Below are 23138 nucleotides of genomic sequence, written 5' to 3' on the forward strand. Positions count from 1 at the left end.
ATTTAACATTATTTTAATATAATAAATTAGATATAATTTGTTAAATTTTTATAAATGATTGATGTTATTTCATTTTTATAACATTAATCTTACAAAATTCGTAATACAGTAATCTAATTTAATATCGTTTGAATGGATATCATCAATGCAGTTTTCAGGTTCAAAGAATGATAAGCCTATCTTAATTACGTCAGGTTTACAGGTTTTGAGAAAAGCATCATAAAATCCCTTTCCGTATCCTACGCGATTTCCTTGCTTGTCGTAAGCTAGAAGAGGGATGAAAACAACATCAATTTTATTTGAAGGAACTTCTATTCCATCAATTGGCTCTGGAATATTATATTTATTTTTTTTAATTTTTGTGTTATCGGTTAGCAAAAAGTGTGTCATGGTTGTTGTTTCAAAGTTAGATTTTGAAATAACAACTTCTTTATCTTTACCTGCTAAAATTTGTAAGATATATTCTGTATTAACTTCTTTTTGTTCTTTAATAGGTAAGAAAATATGATAATATGTTTTGTCCCAAATGTCTAGTTGTAATAATTGGTTTGCAATAGCTAAACTTTTATCTTCAATCTCTTCAAAAGTTAATTTTTCTCTTTTTGTTTTATATTTTTTTCGTAGCTCTTTCTTGTTCATTATATGTAATTTGCTTTAATTAATTGAGTCCTTCTAATTGAGTTGAAATGTGAAATATAGCATCTCCTTGATATACAATAGGAGCATCATTTACATTGATTAAATAACCATTATTTGGTGCCTTAACTTTGTGTTCAATTTTTCCAAAAGGATCTGAAATGGTGGCTAAAGTGTCTCCTTTTTTAACATAGCTACCAATTTTTATTAGTCCAATAAACATTCCTGAAAAATGAGCTCTTATCCAGTAAGATTTTTCAATAAAAATTGTTTTATTAGTATTGGGTTTTATTTCTTTTTTCGGGTTTAGCATATTTAAATGTGCTAAAAATCGTTTAGACCCTTCTACTCCTTCTTTTGTTATTTCTGAGTTTAAATCTAGTGATTTTCCTCCTTCAAAAAGCAACATTTTCACACCTAATCTTGTACATGCATTACGAAACGAGCCTTGTATGTTTTTAGAATATAATGTAAAAGGAGTGTTAAATACGGAGGCTAATTCTTTTAATTCTGAATTGTTGGGTACAATTCGTATTTGAGGAGCATTAAATCGACTTGCTCCTCCAGCATGAAAATCAATAGCATAATCAATTATTGGAATGATTTCTTTAATAAGAAAATGTGCAAATCTACTGGCTAATGAGCCAGTTTTACTTCCTGGGAAAACCCTATTTAAGTCGCGACCATCTGGAAATTGACGACTTTGATTTACAAAACCAAAAATATTGATAATTGGAATACAAATTATAGTTCCTCGTTTAGGTTTGTTTATTTTTTTAATAATTATTTGACGGACGATTTCTGTTCCGTTTATTTCATCACCATGTAGTCCTGCGCTAAATAAAACAATAGGGCCATCTATCTTAGATCGTTCAATGATAATAGGGATTTTAAGTTTAGTAGTAGTATGTAGTTTTGCAATTTCTACATCAATAGTTTTACTTTCTCCAGGTAAAATGGATTCCCCTAATAATTGAATTGCTTTGTTTTTCATGCGAGTAGATTATAAGAGGATAAAAGTAGAAATTAAATTCGGTTTTTGTAAATTTGCTACATGCAAACACCTCTCGAACTTCAAATTCAAACATTGCCTGATAATCCTGGAGTATACCAATATTTTGATAAGGATGATAAGATTTTATATGTAGGAAAAGCTAAAAATTTAAAAAAGAGAGTTCAGTCTTATTTTACTAAGAATCATGATAATTATAAGACGTCTGTATTAGTTAAAAAAATAGTTTCTATAAAGCACATTGTTGTTCCTACAGAAACTGATGCGCTTCTTTTAGAAAATAATCTTATTAAAAAATTACAACCTCGTTATAATGTATTATTAAAAGACGATAAGACATATCCTTGGATTTGTATAAAAAGAGAACCTTTTTCTAGAATATTCCCTACAAGAAATATGATAAAAGATGGTTCGGAATATTTTGGACCTTATACTAGTTTTAAAACAGTTAATACACTTTTGGATTTAATTAAAGAATTATACCCATTGAGAACATGTAATTATGATTTGTCAAAATCAAATATTGACTCGGAGAAATATAAGGTATGTTTGGAATATCATATAGGAAATTGTAAAGGATCATGTGAAGGATATGAGCCTTTAGAAGAATATCAAAATCGGATAAATGCAATTCGAGAAATTTTAAAAGGTAATTTTAAAGAAAGCTTAAAAGAGTTTAAAACTTTAATGACAACTTTAGCTTCTGAAATGAAGTTTGAAGAAGCACAAAAAATAAAAGAAAAAATTGATGTTTTAGAAAATTATCAAGCAAAATCAACTATTTTAAATCCTAAAATATCAAATATTGACGTGTTCTCTATAGTTTCAGATGAAAGTATGGCTTACGTGAACTTTTTACAAATTTCTCATGGCGCTATTGTCAGGTCGCACACTATGGAAATTAAGAAAAAATTAGAGGAAACAGATGAAGAACTTTTAGGATTAGCGATAGTAGAACTACGAGAACGTTTTCATTTGCTTTCTAAAGAAATAATAGTTCCTTTTGAGGTGGATTTAGGAGAAAACATAAAAATTACAGTTCCTAAACTGGGAGATAAAAAACAAGTTTTAGATTTATCAATTCGAAATGCTAAGTTTTATAGAATGGATCAATTAAAGCAAATTAAAATTGTAGATCCTGATAGGCATGTTAATAGAATTATGGCGCAAATGAAAAAAGATTTGCGACTTTCTTTAGAACCAAGACATATAGAGTGTTTTGATAATTCTAATATTCAAGGAACAAATCCTGTAGCAGCTTGTGTAGTTTTTAAAGATGGTAAAGCTAGTAAGAAAGATTATCGCCATTTTAATATTAAAACTGTTGAAGGTCCAGATGATTTTGCATCAATGGAAGAGGTTGTGTATAGGAGATATAAGCGATTGTTAGATGAAAAAGAACCATTGCCACAATTAATTATTATTGATGGAGGAAAAGGACAACTGTCTTCTGCTTTAAAAAGTTTGGATAGTTTAGGGCTTAGGGGAAAGATTGCAATAGTTGGTATAGCTAAGCGATTAGAAGAATTGTTTTATCCTGATGACCCAATTCCGTTATATTTAGATAAAAAATCGGAAACGCTAAAGATTATTCAGCAATTAAGAAATGAAGCGCATCGTTTTGGAATTACTCATCATCGAGATAAGAGAAGTAAATCTGCTTTACAAAATTCATTAGAAAGTATTCCTGGAATAGGAGAAAAAACAATGATAACGTTATTAAAACATTTTAAAAGTGTTAAAAGAGTGCAAAATGCTTCATTGAAAGAAATTTCTGAGATAGTTGGTGTATCAAAAGCCAAAAAAATTTCCGACTTTTACAAGACAATTCAACAACCGCAATAAATCATTATAATGAAAAAGATAATCTTGTTACTAAGTTTTCTGATTTTTACTCAAGTTAGCTTGTCACAAGATAATAATGTTGAGCAATCATTTCCGAAAATAGGGCTTGTCCTTAGCGGTGGTGGCGCAAAAGGATTGGCGCATATAGGTGTTTTAAAGGTAATCGATTCTTTAGGGATAAAGATTGATTATATAGGAGGAACAAGTATGGGTGCTATTATAGGAGGATTGTATGCATCAGGTTATTCAGCTAAAGAATTGGATTCTATTTTTACGACTGTAGATGTAGATGCTTTATTACAAGACTTTACACCTAGAGATTCTAAGAGTTTTTATGAAAAACGAAATGATGAAATGTATGCGCTAACTTTACCATTTGATAATTTTAAAGTTGGATTGCCGTCTGCTTTATCGAAGGGATTGTATAATTATAATCTGCTCTCAAGATTAACTATGTCTGTTTGTAATATTAAGGATTTTGATAAATTACCAATTCCTTTTTTTTGTATAGCTACAAATGTTGAAACAGGAAAGGAAGTAGTTTTAGATAAAGGAATTCTTCCTCAGGCCATGATTGCAAGTGGGGCAATACCAACATTGTATAATCCTATTGAGATTGATGGTAAAGTGCTGGTAGATGGAGGTATTGTGAATAATTATCCTGTAGAGCTTATTAGAGCAAAAGGAATGGATATAGTGATTGGAGTGGATGTGCAAGATGGGTTAAAAAACAGAGAGCAGATAGAAGGGGCAACAGATTTGTTAGTACAGGTTTCTAATTTTTCAATGATTGAAAAAATGGAAAAGAAAAAAAAGTTAACTGATATCTATATTAAGCCAGATATAACAGGATTTACAGTTGTGTCTTTTGAAAAAGGGAAAGAAATAATTCCTCGCGGGGTTCAAGCAACACACAAGTTTATGGATCAGTTAATAACATGGCAGAGATTAGAAAAAAAGCAGCAAGAAAATCAAAAAACACCAGATTCTATAAATATAAAAGATATTAAGGTAAGTGAATTAGATAATTACACAAGGGCTTATATTCTAGGGAAATTAAAATTCAAACAATGGAATAAAGTTAGTGTCAAGACATTTGAAAAAGGAATAAATAATTTGAATGCTACTCAAAATTTTGGGTCAATTGCTTACTCTTTTCAAAAAAACAGTGATGGAGAGAATTTGATTCTTGATTTAAAAGAGAAAAAAAGTAATATGTTTCTGAAATTTGGTTTGCACTATGATGGCCTATTTAAAAGTAGTGTACTACTAAATTTTACGAAGAAAAAATTATTTACTAGAAATGATGTTTTTTCTTTAGATGTAATTTTAGGAGATAATTTCAGATATAATCTAGATTATTATATAGACAATGGATTTTATTGGAGTTTTGGATTAAAATCAAAATTTACAACATTTGGAAAAAATGTACCAAATGATTTTAATGATGGAATAACATTATCTAACCTAGGAATTAATTCTTTAAATGTTGATTATTCAGATTTAAGTAATCAAATTTATTTACAAACAATATTCGCTCAAAAATTTTCAATAGGAGCAGGTTTAGAATTGAAACATTTAAAAGTTAAATCAGAAACACTTCAAAATATAACACCTGTTTTTGATAACAGTGATTATTTTTCAGCTTATGGTTATATGAAGTTTGACTCGTTTAATCAAAAGTATTTTCCTAAAAAAGGATGGTATTTTAATGGAGAAGTAAAAGCGTATCTTTATTCATCAGATTATAATAATGATTTCGAAAAATTCACAGTAGCAAAGGCTGATATGGGAATTGTTCATACATTTTATAAAAAAGCTACAATAAAATTATTTACAGAAGGCGGATTTGCAGTTGGTGAGAATACTATTAGTTATTTAGATTTTGCTCTTGGAGGATATGGATTTGCACCATTTAATAATTTTAGATCCTTTTACGGGTATGATTTTGTTGGAATTGTAGGAGATAGTTATGTAAAAGGAACTTTAGAATTTGATTATGAAATTTTCAAAAAGCATCATGCTAATTTTAGTGCCAATTATGCTAATGTCGGGAGGAAAATTTTTGAAAATTTAGATGGCTGGTTAACCAAGCCAAGCTACTCAGGTTATGCATTGGGATATGGTTATGAAACATTAATAGGTCCTATTGAGATAAAACATTCATGGTCACCCGAAACGCGTGATCATTATACTTGGTTTTCAGTTGGTTTCCAGTTTTAAATATTCAAAAATATTTACGATATTTGTATGATTATGAAATTACATTGGTCAGAATTACTATCACACCTTAAATTCCTCATCAAGAGAAATCCTGAATGAATCGTTTCTTTTTGATTTATAAAAAGTATATATGTTGTATGTACTTAAAATTTTTAAACTTAAAAATAAAAGAAAATGCCAATATATCACAAACTAGGAAATATTCCATATAAACGTCATATACAATTTCGAAAACCTAATGGAGATTTGTATTACGAACAGTTGTTTGGTACAATAGGTTTTGATGGAATGTCTACTAATATGTATCATGAACATCGTCCTACACAAGTTAAAGAAATAAAAAATCAATATAGTGTAGCGCCTAAAATTGCAAAAGAAAATAATATACAATCATATAGATTAAAAGGGTTTCAAGTTGCTCCACAAGATGATTTTTTAGAAAGTAGAAAAATTGTATTGACAAATACAGATTGTCATATTGTGTTAGCAGCACCTAAGAAATCAACTACAGAGTATTTCTATAAAAATACAGATTCAGATGAAGTTATATTTATTCATAAAGGAACAGGTAAATTAAGAACTATATTAGGAAATTTAGACTTTAAATATGGAGACTATTTAGTTATCCCTCGTGGAATTATCTATAAAATAGATTTTGACACAGAAGATAATAGATTGTTCATAGTAGAGTCTAGAAGGCCTATTTACACTCCTAAAAGATATAGAAATTGGTTTGGTCAATTGCTTGAACACGCACCATTTTGCGAAAGAGATATTCGTAGGCCAAATGAGTTGGAAACTTATGATGAAAAAGGAGATTTCGTAATAAAAGTAAAGAAAAGAGATGAAATTATAGACATGGTTTATGCGACACATCCTTTCGATGTTATAGGATATGATGGCTATAATTATCCGTATGCTTTTTCAATTCATGATTTTGAGCCAATTACTGGAAGAATTCATCAACCGCCTCCTGTGCATCAAACATTTGAAACAGATGCTTTTGTGATTTGTTCATTTGTTCCAAGATTGTATGATTATCACCCAGAATCAATTCCTGCGCCATATAATCATAGTAATATAGATTCCGATGAGGTATTATATTATGTAGATGGTGATTTTATGAGTCGAAATGATATAGAAGCAGGTCATATTTCTTTGCACCCAGCAGGTATTCCTCATGGACCACACCCTGGAGCAACTGAAAGAAGTATTGGAAAAACAGAGACACAAGAACTAGCTGTTATGGTGGATACTTTTAAACCACTAATGGTTACAGAAGAAGCAATGAAAATTGCAGATGAAAAGTATTATCAATCTTGGTTAGATTAAAATTAAAATTAAACACAACATTTAGAACTGTAAAAAGTTTAAAATATAAGATATTATGAGTAAAGAAGTGAAATCAGTAAACTACGGTTTAGAAAAAATATTTGAAGGAGCTCAAGACTTTCTTCCACTTTTGGGAACAGATTATGTAGAATTTTATGTTGGGAATGCAAAACAAGCAGCTCATTTCTATAAAACAGCTTTTGGTTTTCAATCATTAGCATATAGAGGATTAGAAACAGGAGCTAAAGACTCTGTAAGTTATGTATTAAAGCAAGATAAAATACGTTTAGTGTTAACAACGCCATTAAATAGTAAATCACCAATTAATGATCATATAGTAAAACATGGAGATGGAGTTAAAGTAATTGCTTTATGGGTTGAAGATGCTAGAAGTGCTTATGAAGAAACAACAAAGCGTGGCGCAAAATCATTTATGGAGCCAGTTGTTGAAACAGATGAACATGGAGAAGTAGTTAGAGCAGGAATCTATACTTATGGAGAAACAGTACACATGTTTGTGGAGCGTAAAAACTATAGTGGAACATTTATGCCAGGGTTTAAAGAATGGAAATCTGATTATAACCCTACACCAGTTGGGTTAAAATATATTGACCATATGGTAGGAAATGTAGGTTGGGGTGAAATGAATACTTGGGTAAAATGGTATGAAGATGTAATGGGGTTTGAAAACTTCCTTTCTTTTGATGATAAGCAAATTCATACAGAGTATTCTGCTCTAATGAGTAAAGTAATGAGTAATGGAAATGGAAGAGTGAAATTTCCAATTAATGAGCCAGCAAAAGGGAATAAACGATCTCAAATTGAAGAATATTTAGATTTTTATGAAGGATCAGGAGTTCAACATATAGCTGTTGCAACAGATGATATTATAAAAACGGTAAGTGAATTAAAAGCAAGAGGAATTGAGTTTTTACCACCACCACCACAAGCTTACTACGATGCTATTCCAGAAAGATTGGGCGCTCATAAAGATATGATGAAGGAAGATATTTCGGAATTACAAAAGTTATCTATTATGGTAGATGCTGATGAGGAAGGCTATTTATTACAGATTTTTACTAAACCAGTAGAAGATAGACCAACATTGTTTTTTGAAATTATTCAGAGAATGGGAGCTAGAGGATTTGGAGCAGGTAACTTCAAAGCACTTTTTGAATCTATTGAAAGAGAGCAAGCTTTACGAGGTACATTATAAAAAGTGAATATTTTTTCATTTTATTAAAAAATAACCGATTTTGTTAAAGATATTTCTGTTAAAATGGTTAAAATTGCTGTTTTTGTGAGAAATACTCAGAAAACTATATACCTTTGCACTCGCAAAAAAGGAGATAGCATTATCTTTGGATTTGTAAGTAAGTTTTCATAATTTATAGTTTTTGGTTGGTTAATAGCATAAAAACTCAGTCATTATTTTGACTGGGTTTTTTTGTTTATTATTTTTGGAACAGAAATTGTACTTAATTCTCTAAAAAAGTAAAAATTATGAAAAAGATTATACTACTCGTATTGGTTTTTGTGACTACAAATTCATTCGTCAAAAAACAAGACACTTTTGGAACAGGAGAATTTTTTAAACTACGTATACATTACGGATTAGTAAATGCAGGATATGCTAGTTTAGAAATTAAAGAATCTACAAGGAATAATAAAAAGGTGCATCATGTTGAAGGAAAAGGTTGGACCGTTGGAATGGCTAAATTTTTCTTTAAAGTAAAAGACGATTATCAAAGTTTTTTTGATAAAGAAACAGGTAAACCATATCAATTTCTAAGAAAAATAGATGAAGGAGGTTATACAAAATATCAAGAAGGCTTTTTTAATCAAGATAATAACACAGTAAGAGTTAAAGACTATAAAAATAATACAGAGAATACGTATTCTGTACCAGAAAATGTTCAAGATATAGTGTCTGCTTTTTATTATTTACGTAATCATCCACAAATAGATACGTTAAAAGAAGGAGAGTCTATTTCAATAGATATGTTTTTTGATAATGAAACTACAAAGTTTAAGTTAAAATTCCTTGGTAAAGAAGATATAAAAACTAAATTTGGAAAAATTTCATGTAAAATTTTTAGACCGTATGTTCAAGCAGGTAGAGTTTTTAAAGAAGAAGAGAGTTTAACTGTCTGGATTTCAGATGATAAAAATAAAATACCTATTCGTTTGAAAGCAAGTTTAGCCGTCGGATCATTAAAAGCTGACATAGAGAGTTATAGTAATTTAAAGCATAATATTAATTTTAAATAATGGAAATAACGCAAGAGCGATATCGTCAATTAGAACAAATTGAAAAAAAATATAAAGCAATAAACCAAAATACAGATACACATCTTGAGGGCTTGTTATGGTCTAAACCTATAACATATTGGGATTATATTCAAACAGATGCATTACTGAATTTACAAATTCAAAGAACAACATTACCAGATGAAATGGTTTTTATCATGTATCATCAGGTGAATGAGTTGCTTTTTAAAATGATTCTTTGGGAAATAGATCAATTGTCGCATACAGAAGAACCTACGGCAGCCTTTTTTACCGAAAGATTAGGTAGAATTAGCCGTTATTTTGATATGTTAACAACATCATTTACAATAATGACAGATGGAATGGAACCAGAGCAATATCTGAAATTTAGAAATACACTTACTCCTGCAAGCGGTTTTCAAAGCGCTCAATATCGATTAATAGAGTTTGCGTTAACAGATTTAATTAATCTAATTGATTATCGATTTAGAAGTACAATAGATAGAAATACTTCTTATGAGCATGCTTTTGAACATTTATATTGGCAAGCAGCAGGTAAAGACTATAAAACAGGAGAAAAATCATTTCTTATTAAAGAATTTGAAAAGAAGTATAAAAAAGTTTTCTTAGATTTTATGGAAGAGTATAACACAATAAATTTGTGGAAAAAATACAAACAATTACCTGAAGAATCTCAAAAAAATGAAACCCTAATAGCAGCAATGCGTCACTTAGATAAAACAGTAAATATCACTTGGGTAATGGGACATTTTAATGCAGCTAAAAAGTATATTGAAAGTGTTCCTGGAAATCATGAAGCAACTGGAGGGAGTGACTGGAAAAAATACATGTTACCAAAGTATCAAAAGAGAATTTTCTTCCCAGAATTATGGTCAAAAGAAGAATTAGAAAATTGGGGAGAAGAAGCATAAAAAAATATTTAAAAAGCAAAAGCATTGAAGTATATAGTATTATTATTTTTATCATTGATAATGTTGTTTTCTTGTGAATCAAAAGAAAAGAAAACAGAAAAACCAAAAGTTGTAGTAAATAAAGAGCCTATAATAAAAGATTATGGCTTTATATTTAATGATTTTAAAGTAATAAAAGATACTATTAAATCAGGAGACAATTTAAGCTTAATACTTGGAAAATATACTTTGCCAGATAGCTTAAAAACATTTGATGCAGTTGAAAAAGTTAGGGATTCGTTTAATCCAAGAAAAATAAAAATTGGGAAGCCATATTTATTATTTTTTAATAAAGAAAAACCAAATGAATTAAAGGCACTGGTTTATATAAATAATAAAATAGAATACTCCGTTTTAGATTTTAGAGACTCAGTTAATGTAAGTAATAAGAAAAAACCAACCTCTTTAAAAAGAAGAACAATTGCGGCTGAAATAGAAGGGTCTTTGTCTGAAACTCTATCAAAAGCAGGAGTTAGTCCAGGATTTGCATCTAAACTAGCTAAAGTTTACGAATATTCAATAGATTTTTTTAAAATTCAAAAAGGAGATAAATTTTCTGTAACAATAAACGAACGATTTATTGAGGATTCTATATATGTAGGAATTGAAAATGTAGAGTCAACATATTTTGAACATAAAGGGAAAAAGATCTATGCTTTCCCATATAAAATTAAATCAGATCAAAAAGTAGCTGACTACTATGATGAAAATGGAAATGGTCTAAAAAGTATGTTTTTAAAAGCGCCATTAGACTATTTTAGAATATCTTCTCGTTTCTCTGGAAGGCGTTTTCATCCTGTTCAAAAAAGATGGAAAGCACATAATGGAACAGATTATGCAGCAGCACACGGAACACCTATAAAAGCAACAGCCTCTGGAGTTGTTGAAAGAGCAGGATATACATCTGGTAACGGTAATTATGTAAAAATAAAACACAATAGTACATATTCTACTCAATATTTACATATGTCTAAAATTCTAGTTCGAAATGGAGAAAGAGTTTCTCAAGGACAAATAATTGGAAAAGTAGGGAGTACGGGTTTAGCAACAGGTCCACATGTCTGTTATCGATTTTGGAAAAATGGAGTGCAAGTAGATCCATTTCGTTTGCAACTTCCAAATGCTGAACCAATGAATGAAAAAGATAAGGCAAAATACTTAACCTATATTGAGCCCTTAAAAAAAGAGTTAGATAGCGTAATGAAAAATAAATTTAGAGAGTAATGGCTTTAGAAATAGTAAATCCAACGAAAACTTTGGCATGGGGAAAGTTAACAGCTCACTTTGAGGAAGTAAAACAAACCTCTATGAAAGAAATGTTTGCTATTGATAAAGAAAGAGTTGAAAAATTTCACATAAAATGGCAAGATTTTGTTATTGACTATTCTAAAAATAAGATTACAGAAGAAACGATTAAACTCCTATTAGAATTAGCGAATGAAGTAGGTTTAGATAAAGCAATTAAAGATTATTTTTCTGGAGAAAATATTAATCAGACAGAAAATAGAGCTGTTTTACATACTGCTTTAAGATCAAATGAATCAGACGTCGTTAAATTTGAAGGTAAAAACATAATTCCAGAAATCTTTGAAGTTAAAAAGAAAATTGAAAAATTTACTAATGAAATAATTGATGGAGGCAGAAAAGGCTACACAAGTAAAGTTTTTACAGATGTAGTAAACATTGGAATTGGAGGTTCAGATTTAGGTCCTGCAATGGTTGTCGAAGCACTACAATATTATGGAAACCATTTAAATATACATTTTGTATCTAATGTTGATGGAGATCATGTTAATGAAGTTTTAAAGAAAATAAATCCTGAAACAACACTTTTTGTAATTGTTTCAAAAACATTTACTACGCAAGAAACATTATCAAATGCAGAAACAATTAAGAAGTGGTTTCTGAAATCGGCAAAACAAGAAGACATAACAAAGCATTTTGTAGCGGTTTCAACAAATATTAAAAATGTAACTCAATTTGGAATTGCAGAAGAAAATATTTTTCCAATGTGGGATTGGGTTGGAGGACGTTTCTCATTATGGAGTGCTGTAGGATTAAGTATAAGTTTAGCTGTTGGGTTTGATAACTTTAATAAACTTTTAAAAGGAGCTAATCAAATGGATATTCATTTTAAAGAAACATCCTTTGATAAAAATATACCTGTTGTTTTAGCGCTTCTAAGTATTTGGTACAATAACTTTTTTGGAGCAGAAACAGAAGCTTTAATTCCATATACACAATATCTTCAAAAATTAGCACCTTATCTACAACAAGGAATAATGGAAAGTAATGGAAAAAGTGTTGGTAGAGATGGTAAACTTGTAAATTATCAAACAGGAACTATTATTTGGGGAGAACCGGGAACAAATTCACAACATGCTTTTTTTCAATTAATACATCAAGGGACAAAGTTAATTCCAACCGATTTCATTGGATTTAAAAAATCATTGCATGGAGATAAAAACCATCATGATAAATTGATGTCTAATTTTTTTGCGCAAACAGAGGCTTTGTTAATGGGGAAAACGAAAGAACAGGTAAAAGCAGAATTTGAGAAAGCAAAAATAATAGGAGAAAAAGCAGATTCTTTATTACCTTTTAAAATATTTGAAGGAGATAAACCTACAAATACCCTTTTAATAGAAAAGTTAACTCCAGAGTCATTAGGTTCTTTAATTGCACTTTACGAGCATAAAATATTTGTACAAGGAATTATTTGGAATATTTTCAGTTATGATCAATGGGGAGTTGAATTAGGAAAACAATTAGCTAATTCTATTTTGGAAGAATTAAATACAGGAAATCTTAACACTCATGATAGTTCTACTAATTTCTTATTACGTAAATATATAGAATAAATAATAGTTTAAAAAAATAGTAAAAGTGATTAAGCAGTTCATTACAACATTTGTTATGAGTTGCTTTTTTATTTTTTAAAAACCTTACAGTAAATCATTCTAAAAAAGTACTTTTGCAAAAAACGACACCCATGATTCCTAGGTTTTTATCTTTTTTATTATTATATACTTCTTGTCTACATGCTATAGAAAACATTCCATTATCAGATACATTAAGTCATAAGAAAATTGAAGTTTCAAAATTTTCTAAGCTTGATGCCAAAATTGCATTTAAGAAAGTTTTTAAAAAGAATGAAAACCTTAAGCTGTCGCCTGTTAGTAGTTCAACATTTGTAGGGGATTCTTTAAAAGCATTTGCAGATGAGTTGTTTACTAATAAAAATTTGAAATTTGTTGAAAAATTAACTGGTTTTGAAGAAATACAATTGCCAATTGGTCTTTCAGGTTATACTAAAGATGCTTTTAAAGCAGAAATGGCAATAGTAAAAGCAAAAGTCACGCCAGCATATTTAGAATTAACAGCGTTTGCAAGAATTGAAACAAAATATGAAAATGTTTATCTTTATTTTGCTGCTGATAAATTAAAACTTTCTCATGATGGTGGAGTTATTGGTGATTGGAAGCTTTATTTAATTGGTAACCAAACGCTCCCTCAATTTGGCGGTAAAATGCTTTTAAGTATTATTGGAGGTGATTTTAATAAAGAATCAGGAGAAATTAATAGCAAGTCATTTGTCGAGTTCGATTGTGATGGTTTTAAATTCTTTACTTTCGATATGGACATAAGATTAGCAAGGTCTTTAGTTGTACCAGTAGATAGCAATGGAGAAAGAATTAATCATAATAAAGATTTAAGTGATGATGGAATTAACGCAATTGATAATCCAAAATATGTAGGTGCTAAAATTGAAATGTCTGCAACTGGCTGGAGCGATATGTTAATTCAATTAAATTTACCAAATTTTGAAATAAATGATTTGGAAGGCTGGATTTTTAATCTAAAAGAAATGGTTTTCGACATGAGCGATACGAAAAATTCAAGCTCGGTCGTTTTTCCTGAAATCTATGTTGCAAATCAACTTTTTCCAGGAGGAGATACAAATGCATGGCGAGGTTTCTATGCTAATGAGTTGAGTATAACCTTGCCAAAAGAGTTTAAGAATAAGAGTACTAAAGAAAGAACTAAGTTTGAATCTACAAATTTATTAATTGATAATTTCGGAGTTTCTGGTAAGTTTGCGGGTTATAATATATTAGATAAAGGTAACGCATCAGGTTGGCAATTCACTATTGATACATTGAGTGTTGATTTAGTTACAAATAGGTTAACAGGAGCAAAACTCTCAGGAAATATAAAACCAGCAGCATTAGATTCTAACCTAAAATACTCTGGAACTTTTAATAAAGATATATATCGATTAATTGTCAAGGTAGATAGTGCAGACTGTAAGATGTTTAAAGGGAAAATGGTTTTTCTTGAAAACTCTTGGATTAAAATGGAATTAGATAATAATACTAGAGAGTTCAGAGGAGAAGCTTTTTTAAATGGTTGGATGAATTTAGGAGGTGATGTAGGAGAGGATCCGTTGTCTAATAATAATGACCAAGTAGTACAAAGTGAGGAAGATTTTTATCAGTTTAAAGGAATTGTTTTTCAGAATCTTAGATTGAAATCATATGAACAACCTTATATTCAAGCTTCCTATTTTGGTTACCCAAGTGAAGCAAAGTTCGGTAATTTCCCAGTAAGTTTTGAAAATATTCATTTGGTTACACCAGATGCAACTACTGTTGGAATTGGTTTGAAAATCAAACTAAATTTGATGGAAAATTCAGGGATCTATGCTGATACAGAAGTTAAAATACTTGGAAAGTTTAAGGAAGAAGAATTTCAAAGTTATAAATTTGATAGAGTAGATGTAGAATCTATTACTATAGATATTGAAAAAAGCTCATTTCGTTTATATGGGCATATTGATATTTTTAAGAACGATTCAATTTATGGAAAAGGTTTTAAAGGAGAATTAGAAATTAATTTAAAACAAATAAAAATAGAAGGAAAGGCAAAAGCAATGTTTGCTAAAAAAGATTTCAGATACTGGTTTGCCGATTTTCAAATCATTAACACCTCTTCAAATAATAAATTTGGAATTGAAAAAATTGAAGGAGGACTGTCTTATCGTATGAAACGTTCTGATGGTAACATGATGTGGACGTATGAGACTTCAAGATATTTACCAAATGAAGAATACGGGTTAGGATTAAGGGCTGGTGCAAAAATTAAATTTGGAAAAACAACTTCATTTAAGGCTAAAGCATTTATAGAGTTAGAATACAATCAATATGGAGGATTAAACCGATTATATTTCCTAGGAGAAGGAGCGATGATGGCTGGTGATGGAGAAACAGAAGGATCATTAAGTAGTACATGGGCAAGCTATGATACAATTTTTGAAGGAGATGAAGCAGAAGAAATGAATGGATATTTGGCACAAGGAAATCTGTTAGAAATTGCCAAAACAAGGCATCCAGTTTCTGAGGTGGCTAAAGATGGGAAAATTGGAGTCTTTGTAAGTATTGAAAAAGACTTCCTAAATAATTCGTTTGATGGATTATTTGAGCTGTACTTAAAATTAGAAGGCCTTAAAGGTTCGGGTGCAAATAATAAGTTTGGAATGGTACATATGTATTCAAGCCCAGCTAAATCCTATTTACATGTTGGAACTCCTTTAGATAAGTTGGGTGCAATATTTAAAATAGGTATTTATGATGTTAATGTTCAGGCCTATTTTATGACAGGTGATGTACTTCCAACACAAACACCTCCACACCCAAGAGTATTACAAATTTTAGGACCCGATATTTTAAATGATAATCGAGATTTAAGTTTACTGAATGATGGAAAAGGATTTGCTTTTGGATTGAATTTTTCGGTACAATTAGGTGGTGATTATGGTTTTTTCTATGCTTTTCTTGAAGCTGGTGGAGGATTTGATATTTTACACCGAAAATTAAACGGTGTTTCATGTGCTGGAATGGAAGGACTAGTAGGAAATGACGGTTGGTACTCAATGGGACAAGTTTATGCCTATATTTATGGAGAAGTTGGAATAAAAGTAAAACTTTTTGGGAAAACAAGAAGATTCTCAATTTTAGAAGCTGGGGTAGCTGCAATGCTAAGAGGAGAATTTCCTAATCCAACACATATGGAAGGTTATCTAGGGATTTATTATAAAGTTTTAGGGGGATTAATAAAAGGAAGATTACGCTTTAAGTTTGAAGTTGGAGAAAAATGCGAATTTATAGGGATGTCTAATCCATTAGGAGTACCTGTAATATCAGATGTAAGTCCAGATAATAATAATGAAGTAGATGTATTTAAAAAACCACAAGTTGCTTTTAATTATGCAATGTTAACACCATTCTCAATTGAAGACACAAGTGGAACAACCAAAACGGTGCGAATTAGTCTTAATAAATTCGAATTGATGCATGAGGGGCAAAATATAGTTGGAACATTAGAGTGGATAGATAATAACACAAAAGTTAATTTTGTTTCAGACGATATATTACCACCTAATACAACTATACAAGCAAGGGTAGAAGTTGGATTAGAACAAAAAAACGGAGCTACTTGGGGAGTATTGACCAGCGGTGATGGATCTGGTAAAGAAGTACGAACATTTTCATTTACCACAGGAAACGCTCCTGAATATGTGCCATTAGATAATATAGCCTATTCATATCCTGTGATAGAGAGTAATAATTTTTATCCTGAAGAGCATAAGAATGTTTATCTAAAATTGAAACGTGGTCAAGATTATTTATTTGATGGAACAATTTCTAATTGGAATATAAAAGGAGAAATTAAACAAGGGGAAAATTTAAAAAGCAAGAATGACATAATCTATAATACTACTGAAAATAAAATTACTTTTCCATATGATAATATTAGTTTAAGTACTACAAATCATTTGCAAATCATAGCATATCCAGAAGCAAATGCTGAAACCACTACCCATTTAACGGAAAATGTTGTTACTGGAGACGTTTCAAGTTCTGCAAATAATACTACAGAGGTAAATGAAGTAACGGTTACAAATAATATGGCAAAAGCTCAGAATAATACAAATACAAATAAAATAATACTGGAGTATAATTTCACATCGAGTAAGCATCCAACATTTACGAGTAAAATGGAATCCATTCAAAAAGCAGGTGATATTTTGGAAATTTTAACTGCAGATGTTCACGCCCTACATTATAAGACAACTCCTTATGAAATATTTAATGAAGCAGAATTGTTTGGGAATCAATATACAGACAACAGACCTTTGATTCAAGTTGAAGCTATACTAGATGATTCATATTATACTAATTCAATTTATCCATTATTATATCAAAACTATCCTTTAGATGAAAACATTTTAATAACTAATCGAAACACTAATCTTTTAGGAATACCACCTATGAAAGCAATAGAGATTCCTTTATACTATCAAGTGTATTTACAAAATGATTCCAATTCAAATATTTTAAAAGAAAGGTTACCATTTAAATACAACCTTCCGTTGGCTTATAAAAAAGATTATATCGATATGAAATATCAAATGATAAACAAATATATGAGCGCACCAATTAATTGGGGGAAATACGATCAATTTAAGTTTTTAATTGAGAGCAATTTTCCAAGTTTGCCTATAGGAGCATATAAATTTAAAATTATTTATTCTTTGAATAGTGGAGAGTTTACAAATACAAACGACAAAGTTTTTAACAAAAACTATTAAAAAATTAAAAATGAAGGTAAAGAGATTGTTTAAAATATATATGGCTTTTGTAGCCATCCTTTTTATGCTGAATAGTGAGTCTTTAAATGGGCAGACACTATATATTATGAAGACGAATACTTATTCTTCAGGTGGAGCATTATATTTTGAATATTATGTTAAATCAAATGGTGTTTTAATTAATCCGATTTCAACTCATCCAATTTCATCTAATGAAAGATATTTAATATTTAATCAGCAACCTACAGAATTTTTGTTCGAAGATGGACAACCAGACAGTTATACTTGTAGTGGTTTTTGTGGAGATGAATGGGATGCAGGAATATTCTACACATCTATAAATTCTTGTTCAGGCAAATTAATTGGAGGGAGTGGAGGTTCTGACTCTCCATTTAATCAAGATCCACCATATATAGATATAATTTCCAATCAGGTTCTAGTACAACCAACGATAACAAATACTTTTTGCGATTTTATTACTTTAAAAGCAGAAGGTTGTACAGGGACACAACGTTTTTTTTGGTATTATAGTACAGACGGAATAAACTATACAAATACCAATATAAATACAGGCTTTAATCAAGATTTTGTATTTAATAAGACTACTTATTTATCAGCAAACTACAGCGGTAACATTTATTTTAAAACATTAATAGATTCAGACGCTTCAATAACTGGAGAAAATGTTTTTTCAAATATAGTAAATTATAATATTATCCCATGTTCTCCACAAATTGTAGGTTCACCTGTCTTGGTTCAAAATGAGTGTAACAATAGTAGTAGCGGAAGTGCAACCTTTACTTTCGATAGAAATTTAAACGCAGGAGAATATTTAAATTTGACATATAAAAAAGATGGAGTTCCAGATAGTGTATTAAATATTTCCTCACTTGGTGCCAATAATACCTATGTTCTATCAGGCTTAGGCCAAGGAGTCTATACTGATATTGTTTTTCAATCTATTAATAATGGTATAAATACAAATCCTGCTTATTCTGTAAACTTCACCATAACAGCTCCATCAAAAGTAGAATTCTCAACAATAAAAACAGATATTATCTGTAAAGATGAGGCTACAGGAAGTATTACAGTTACCGCAACTGGAGGAACAGCACCTTATGAATATAGTAAAGATGGAGGAGTAAATTGGCAATTGAGTAATGAATTTGTAAACCTAACAGCGGGAAATTATAATATGCTTGTTAGAGATGGAAATAATTGTATAGCTCCAGATGGTTCACAGACGGTTACTGTTATAGAGCCTAATACGAGAGTTACAGTTGCCTCAAACCCAGTTATTGTTGAACCATTGTTAAACAATGAGAATTCAGGAAATATAGACATTACAATAAACAATGGAGCACCTCCCTATACTTTTTCTTGGTCGTTTGATAATATTTATAATATATCAGGTGCAACTTTTGCTACTACGAGTTCGGAAGATATTTCAAACCTTTACGCAGGTGCTTATACAGTGTTGGTAACAGATGCCAATGGCTGTACAGATACAGAAACCTATACGCTACAAAACCCACCATTATTAGTACCTGAAATAACAGTAGATCAAAATATAACTTGTAATGGAGCAAATAATGGTAAATTAAGCGCTAGTGCTACAGGAGGAAGACCTGGATATACTTATCAATGGTTTAAAAGTAACCCAGCACTTATATTTTTATCATCAAATACACAAATTATTAATTTGTCAGCTGGGGATTATAAGCTTGTAGTAACAGATGCTGATGGTGCTGGTGGTACAAAAGAGATTTTTTATACATTGACACAACCCAATGTTCTTCAAGTAACAAATACAATAACCAATGTAAGTTGTAACGGTGGAACAGATGGTGAAATTGAATTAACAACCATTGGAGGAACAGCACCCTATACTTTTTCATGGAAAAAAAATGGAGTGTCAATTTCAGAAACAACAGCAACAATTAGTAGTCAAGGAGCAGGAAACTATAGTTGTACCGTTATCGATCAAAACGGGTGTAGTCAAAGTATAAATAATCTCGTTATTAATGAAAACCCTCCAATAGCGATCTCTTTAAATTATATAACTAATCTTCTAGACCCTGCCATAAATAACGGAGCAATTAACCATAATGTATCTGGTGGTACGGGTTCGTATACATATTTATGGAATACTGGAAATACAACTTTAAACTTAAGCAATGTTACTGCGGGGAATTATAGCTTTACAGTTACAGATTCAAATGGTTGTTCCGCAACTCAAAATTATACAATAACAGCACCTCCACCATACCTGTTAACGATTCAGCAAAATAGTGAAATAAATTGCTTTGGAGACAGTACCGCTAGTTTAGAGGCAATAGTGTCTGGTGGAACACCATATTCATCAGGAAATGCGTATCAATATTTCTGGTCAGGGTCAAATATTCCTTTTTCAGAACCAACAGATCTAGCATCAATATCAAATCTACCAGCAGGAACTTACACTGTGGAAGTTAGAGATGCGAATAACATTATTAGAACACAGACTTTTACAGTTCAACAACCTCAAGTGTTAACGGCAAGTTTTATAAAGAATGATATAAGCTGTTTTGGAGCTAATGATGGAACTATAAATATATCAACTTCAGGAGGAACTCCAAATTATACTTATGAGTGGAAAAACCAACAAAATCAAATAATAGCCACAACAGAAGATGTTAGCAATTTAGCATCTGGTATATATACCTGTTCAATTACCGATTCAAAAGGATGTACTATTACAATAAATAATATTCAAATAATTGAACCATCACAATTGGCTTTCATTTCAGAAACGGTAGTCCCAGTTTCAACAGCAATAGCAACAGATGGGAGTATTACTATTGTAGTTGCAGGTGGAACATTGCCCTATAGTTACTCTTGGTCTATGAATGCTAGTCCAATAGGATCAAATAATGCAACATTGAGCAATATTGGAGTAGGAACATATACTGTAATAATTACAGATAGTAAAGGTTGTAGCATTACAAATACCTACACAGTTGGAGTTATTCAGCCATTAGAAGCCTCAATAAGTGTACTAACACCTATAAACTGTAATGGGGATCTAGTAGGAAGTTTAAAAGTTAGCCCTACAGGAGGTTTGCCACCCTATACAATAGACTGGAGTAATGGAGGAAATACACCTATAGTCTCAGGATTAGGAGCTGGAACATATTCCGTTACTATTACAGATTCAAATATACCTCAAGGGACATTTTCTGCAAGTTATAATTTAACAGAACCGACACCTTTAATCATTGATATGGTTAACACTACTAATATAATTTGTTTCGGAACCAATTCTGGAAGTATAAGCATAGATGTTTCAGGTGGAACAACACCATATACTTATGAATGGAGAAATGCAGCCAATACAATTATTTCTAATAGTCAAAATATAAGTGCATTAGGAGTAGGTAATTATAGTTGTACAATAAGAGATGTAAATAATTGTACAATAACAACAGCAAGTATTCCAATCACAACCAGTCCAGAATTAATTGCAACACTTGTTAGCACAACAAATGTTTTAATTAATGGGCAAGCAACAGGAAATATAGATATAAATGTTACAGGAGGAAATGGTTCCTATACTTATCTTTGGAACAATGGAAATACAAGCCAAGATCTTTCTAATATACCAGCGGGTACTTATAGTGTGATAGTTACAGATGGGCTAGGGTGTCAAAAAACAATCAATAATATTGTTATAACCGAACCAAGTCCATTAGTAGTAACTACAAGTACACTTCAAAATATAAGTTGCTATGGAGGAAATAACGGTCAAATCACAGCAAATGTTTCTGGAGCGGTTCCTCCCTATTTTTATACATGGAACTATCCAAACGGAACAATAAGCAATCAAGCAACAATCTCTAATTTGTCAGAAGGGAATTACACCCTAACGGTTAGTGATCAAAATAATGCAACAGTTACACTGTCAATAGCTCTTGTCGCGCCAAATCCTTTAGCAGGAAGTTTTGTAAGCACAGCCGTTTCATGTGGTGGTGCCACTGATGGAACCATAACAATCCAGCCTACAGGAGGTACAGGTAGTTATACCTATTTATGGAATAATGGAGAAACAACACAAACTATCACAAACGTTTCTGTTGGAAACTATGTAGTATTGGTAACCGATTCAAATGGATGTGAAAAATTATTCACAGGTGGGGAAGTGCAAGCATCTGGAGGAATTGTAATTCAAGAAACAATTCAAGATGTAGATTGCGTTGCGCTCAATTCAGGAAGTATTGATTTGCAAGTCACAGGAGGTAGTGGTTCTTTTGCAATTCAATGGGATAATACAACACTAAGTGGGTTTTCAGTTACTGGTTTAAGTGGAGGGCTATATACGGGAACAATTACAGATCTAGTAAGTAATTGTATCATTCCATTTAGTTATACAGTTGCTCAACAAACACCTGTTTTCTTTGATTTAGAGGATACAATAACGCTGTGTCAAAATCAATCAGCTACAATAGACGGAAGTGCTACTGGAGTAAATTTAACCTATTCTTGGACAAGTACAAATGGTTTCACGTCCTCAAGCCCTATTATAACTATAAATCAATCGGGAGATTATACTTTAGTGGTAACATCTTCAAACGGTTGCAGTTATACAGATACAGTGACAATAGATATACTTTCAGAATCAATTGAGTCCGAATATTTGGTTGCTTCACAGACCTATAAAGATCAAGAAATAATACTAATTAATGTAAGTGAAAGTACAAATGAAAATTATGAATGGATTTTTCCTTCACAAGCTGAGATTCTTTCGCAAAATTCACAAACCGCTATCGTTAAATTTTCTGATGTTGGCGTATATGAAATAGGATTGAAAGCAACCAATAGCTCTGGTTGTGTGTTGTATGATTATAATCAATTAATTGTGGAAGAAAATCCTGGATTACCAGCGGATGATTCAAACTCGATACTCATTAAAGAGTTTAAAGTTTTTCCAAATCCAATTAATCAAAATGACAGTTTTAATGTGCTAGTAGATTTGGCACATTCCTTACCCATTTCAATAGCTATTTATGAAGTTTCATTAGGGACATTAGTAAACATTACGAACTTCCCTGCGAGTAAAATTCATACCAAACAATATAATTTAAATGTGAGTAGTGGAGTATATTATATTGTATTAAGGACACCAGGAAATGTTCAAACAAAAAAAATAATTATTAATTAA

The 23138-nt window shown here is 30.8% G+C and carries 12 protein-coding genes; 10 read left to right on the forward strand and 2 right to left on the reverse strand.

Annotated features, from left to right (window positions below):
* Nucleotides 1–75 precede the first annotated feature (75 nt).
* Both LXD69_RS05945 and LXD69_RS05950 read right to left on the reverse strand, forming a co-directional pair.
* Complete coding sequence (locus LXD69_RS05945; RefSeq protein WP_246918221.1) at nucleotides 76–639, reverse strand: 5-formyltetrahydrofolate cyclo-ligase; 564 nt, start codon at nucleotides 637–639, stop codon at nucleotides 76–78.
* Nucleotides 640–658: 19 nt separating this feature from the next.
* Nucleotides 659–1630, reverse strand: coding sequence for a succinylglutamate desuccinylase/aspartoacylase family protein (locus tag LXD69_RS05950; protein ID WP_045970003.1), 972 nt, complete (start codon nucleotides 1628–1630; stop codon nucleotides 659–661).
* A gap of 60 nt (nucleotides 1631–1690) precedes the next feature.
* Between LXD69_RS05950 and uvrC the strand changes: the two genes are divergently transcribed.
* From uvrC to LXD69_RS06000, 10 genes are all read left to right on the forward strand, one after another.
* On the forward strand, nucleotides 1691–3493 hold the full coding sequence (uvrC, locus tag LXD69_RS05955) for an excinuclease ABC subunit UvrC (protein WP_246918223.1): 1803 nt from the start codon (nucleotides 1691–1693) through the stop codon (nucleotides 3491–3493).
* Between the two features lie 9 nt (nucleotides 3494–3502).
* Entirely contained in the window at nucleotides 3503–5716 is a 2214-nt protein-coding gene (locus LXD69_RS05960) for a patatin-like phospholipase family protein (protein ID WP_246918225.1), read from the forward strand.
* A 174-nt stretch (nucleotides 5717–5890) separates the two neighbouring features.
* Entirely contained in the window at nucleotides 5891–7048 is a 1158-nt protein-coding gene (locus tag LXD69_RS05965; protein ID WP_246918226.1) for a homogentisate 1,2-dioxygenase, read from the forward strand.
* Between the two features lie 55 nt (nucleotides 7049–7103).
* On the forward strand, nucleotides 7104–8264 hold the full coding sequence (gene hppD, locus LXD69_RS05970; protein ID WP_246918230.1) for a 4-hydroxyphenylpyruvate dioxygenase: 1161 nt from the start codon (nucleotides 7104–7106) through the stop codon (nucleotides 8262–8264).
* 287 nt (nucleotides 8265–8551) lie between these two features.
* The gene (locus LXD69_RS05975) at nucleotides 8552–9319 is read left to right on the forward strand and encodes a DUF3108 domain-containing protein (protein ID WP_045969993.1); all 768 of its coding nucleotides are present in this window, start codon (nucleotides 8552–8554) and stop codon (nucleotides 9317–9319) included.
* Complete coding sequence (locus tag LXD69_RS05980) at nucleotides 9319–10251, forward strand: tryptophan 2,3-dioxygenase family protein (RefSeq protein WP_045969991.1); 933 nt, start codon at nucleotides 9319–9321, stop codon at nucleotides 10249–10251. The genes LXD69_RS05975 and LXD69_RS05980 overlap by 1 nt, the downstream gene beginning before the upstream one ends.
* Nucleotides 10252–10275: 24 nt before the next feature.
* Nucleotides 10276–11514 (forward strand): M23 family metallopeptidase, encoded by a 1239-nt coding sequence (locus tag LXD69_RS05985; RefSeq protein ID WP_045969989.1) that lies wholly within the window; start codon nucleotides 10276–10278, stop codon nucleotides 11512–11514.
* A complete protein-coding gene (gene pgi / locus LXD69_RS05990; protein ID WP_246918233.1) occupies nucleotides 11514–13151 on the forward strand; it encodes a glucose-6-phosphate isomerase in 1638 nt (545 codons plus the stop codon). The genes LXD69_RS05985 and pgi overlap by 1 nt, the downstream gene beginning before the upstream one ends.
* A 131-nt stretch (nucleotides 13152–13282) precedes the next feature.
* A complete protein-coding gene (locus tag LXD69_RS05995; protein WP_246918234.1) occupies nucleotides 13283–17941 on the forward strand; it encodes a hypothetical protein in 4659 nt (1552 codons plus the stop codon).
* Between the two features lie 10 nt (nucleotides 17942–17951).
* Entirely contained in the window at nucleotides 17952–23138 is a 5187-nt protein-coding gene (locus tag LXD69_RS06000; RefSeq protein WP_246918236.1) for a T9SS type A sorting domain-containing protein, read from the forward strand.

This window comes from Flavobacterium sediminilitoris, from assembly GCF_023008245.1.
GTDB classification, from domain to species: Bacteria; Bacteroidota; Bacteroidia; order Flavobacteriales; family Flavobacteriaceae; genus Flavobacterium; species Flavobacterium sediminilitoris.